Source organism: Candidatus Glomeribacter gigasporarum BEG34 (assembly GCF_000227585.1).
Lineage (GTDB): Bacteria > Pseudomonadota > Gammaproteobacteria > Burkholderiales > Burkholderiaceae > Glomeribacter > Glomeribacter gigasporarum_B.
The window spans coordinates 1-2,620 of the sequence record NZ_CAFB01000093.1; the positions used below are offsets into that span (position 1 = coordinate 1).

General features: G+C 43.3%; 3 protein-coding genes and 1 pseudogene. 3 read left to right on the forward strand and 1 reads right to left on the reverse strand.

The genetic code is table 11. From position 1 onward, the window contains the following. Nucleotides 1–9 precede the first annotated feature (9 nt). Entirely contained in the window at nucleotides 10–261 is a 252-nt protein-coding gene (locus CAGGBEG34_RS12280; RefSeq protein ID WP_420885903.1) for a transposase, read from the forward strand. A gap of 90 nt (nucleotides 262–351) precedes the next feature. Here the strand turns inward: CAGGBEG34_RS12280 and CAGGBEG34_RS11210 are convergent, their stop codons facing one another. Continuing rightward, nucleotides 352–657: a hypothetical protein gene (locus CAGGBEG34_RS11210; RefSeq protein WP_158641867.1), complete on the reverse strand. Its 306-nt coding sequence runs from the start codon at nucleotides 655–657 to the stop codon at nucleotides 352–354. 387 nt (nucleotides 658–1,044) lie between these two features. Here CAGGBEG34_RS11210 and CAGGBEG34_RS08955 point away from each other — a divergent pair, with 387 nt between their 5' ends. Then, nucleotides 1,045–1,494, forward strand: coding sequence for a hypothetical protein (locus tag CAGGBEG34_RS08955; RefSeq protein ID WP_158641868.1), 450 nt, complete (start codon nucleotides 1,045–1,047; stop codon nucleotides 1,492–1,494). 367 nt (nucleotides 1,495–1,861) lie between these two features. Further along, nucleotides 1,862–2,563: pseudogene (locus tag CAGGBEG34_RS08960) on the forward strand (ABC transporter substrate-binding protein); the annotation flags it as partial. Nucleotides 2,564–2,620: the final 57 nt, after the last annotated feature.

Below are 2,620 nucleotides of genomic sequence, written 5' to 3' on the forward strand. Positions count from 1 at the left end.
TTAACTTCTGTGCCGGGTGTTGGAAATCTTACTGCCTGGCATCTGGAAGCTTTTCTACCGGAGTTAGGTCGTTGTGCTCATCAGTCTCTGGCAGCCTTGGTAGGGGGCGCGCCTTTCAATCACGATAGTGGTAAGCATCAAGGCGAGCGCTTTATGCAGGGGGGAAGGGCGCGAGGGCTGGCTTTCGGGTTGATCTGCTGGTTGACTTGTGTATGCGGTTTCGTTCATCTCAAAGCTCCGTGTTGGGAGGTGTTGAGATGAATAATACACTACAAAAAATAGCAATGCAAGAAAAATTAGTATCTTCTGTAGAATTTTTTGTATCAAGACTGAGTAACGGTCAACAATTAGTTATTGGCTTAAGTTGCCTTTTGTTTTTTTCCAAAATTCACGAGTAAAAGTCGTCAGCCCTATTGCATCAGACATAGCTACTTCAGGTTCATAAAGATAATGGCCGGTAATGCTGATTTTTCGCGTACCGTCGTTAAAACGCTCAACAAGGAGCCGACCATTTGGAAGGGGCATTTCTGCTACAGCAGACGTGGAGGGATTTTGCGGTGATTGCACAGATTGTTTTCGTGTTGCTCTGTGTACCTTGTACTTGGCCAGATCAAGAATGGGCGCCCTTCTTCTAAAAGGTGTTTTTCCCTTGTGCATCTTGCCGTGATCAGTTAAGCGAGCGATCAAGAAACTGTGCGTAGCGTTGAGATGATGTTCAACGATGTGCTTTATGGTCGTACAAGTTTGTGTCGATATGTAATGCAGGAAATCCGGAATGCTGCTAAGCAGACCAACACAAATATTAAGTTTTTATCTATTGAATAGAAGTTTGCTTAAACAGCGCGGTGGGGGCAACGGTTGCCTGTAGCCCCTCTCGGCCATTCAATGTACGCTATGTAAATGACTTCTAGATGAAATCTGCCGAGCCTTACCAAGGTATTTACCCGATCTGTTTCTTTGAGCATGATGTATATACTGAAAATAGATGTTGCTCAATTATTCGATCATAGATCGGTCTAAATATATTCATCGGTTTAATGCGTTATGAGTCATATTTCTGGACAATTACCCTGTGTGGGGAGTTGTGTAGATGATTTTGTTGAGAATTATGTGGGGGCATGTCATTTGAAAGACATTCAAACAGGTCAATATCTATTGGGTAATTTCAATATAGTTCAGTCTCTGAAATTTGAATCCGTCGACAATTTCATCGGCCTCACTATTCATGATCTTTGTTCTGACGGTGGCGTCTACAAGAATCATTTAAATCCTTCAATCCTTGACTGGAAGAATAAGGAAATAGAAAAAATCAAGAAACTTGAATATCAGACACAATCCACAAAGCAGCCTGTCAGCATTAAAGGCGTCTATTTTACGATTGATGGATTTATTCAGTTTGAAAGAATGAGAAAAGTGCCTGTCCTTAATCATGAGCACAGAAAAATCATCGCATTGTTGACCTGTATGCAGGATATTACGCTACAACTTGGATGATCAGGATTGTGTCGGCTCTATCTGACATATTACCCTGAAACACAGGCAATTCAAACGCTACTGAGCTATTTGAAGCTGGACACCTATTTTAAAGCGCTCCCAACCCTACAGGAATTACGGCTTTTGTTTTTCATGCGTCAAGACTCCCATCATAAAAGCATTGCCAAACAAATGAATCTTGCGCTTGGGACAGTTGCAGTCTATATCTCTAAACTGCGCGATAAGTTAATCTCAACAATAGAGCTGAATCACATACTTGTGCATTTGCGCAGAATTCCTGTAGATGAGAGAAATCAGAATGATGAGCCTCTGTTATTTTCTAAATAAAATAAGTCTGTATAAGAAACTGAGTATTTTTTCAGCGTTCATGATCACATCAAAAGCGCATGCCATTGTTCCGAATAAGACGCTTGTTTACTGTTCTGAGGCTAATCCGGCAGGGTTTGACCCGAATCGAGCAACGAGCGGCGTTGAATATTCCGCAAGCGCAGAGACGATTTACAATCGGCTCGTCGATTTTGAGCGTGGTACAACAAAGCTGATACCGGCTCTTGCTGAGCGTTGGGAAATCTCCCCAGACGGACGTATATACACTTTTATTCTCCGGCGCGGGGTGAAATTTCATACGACGCCTTGGTTTAAGCCGACGCGCGAATTCAACGCCGATGATGTGCTATTCACTTTTGAGCGCATGCGCAATCCGCAGATGCCTTTCCGCCGTGCTTATCCTGTTGAGTTCCCTTATTGGAGCTACACTAATTTCAGTAAACTCATTATAAAAATCGAGGCGCTGGATTCGCATACGGTACGCTTTATACTGAGTTCAGCCAATGCCCCGTTTCTGGTCAATTTAACAGACCCGTCTGCATCTGTTCTGTCCGCTGAATACGCCGCTCAATTACTCAAGGCAGGCAAAGCATCTGAAATCAACTGGAAGCCCGTTGGTACTGGCCCTTTTATTTTTCAAAAATATGTCAAGGACGCCACGATTCGCTTCAAAGGCAATCCTGAGTATTGGAAACCCAACGATGTGCAGCTATCCCATTTGATCTTTACCATTACGCCAGATACCCCATATTAAAGCCTGGCTGGCTGAATACCTGAAGATTGGGGTCAGCCTCAAGTC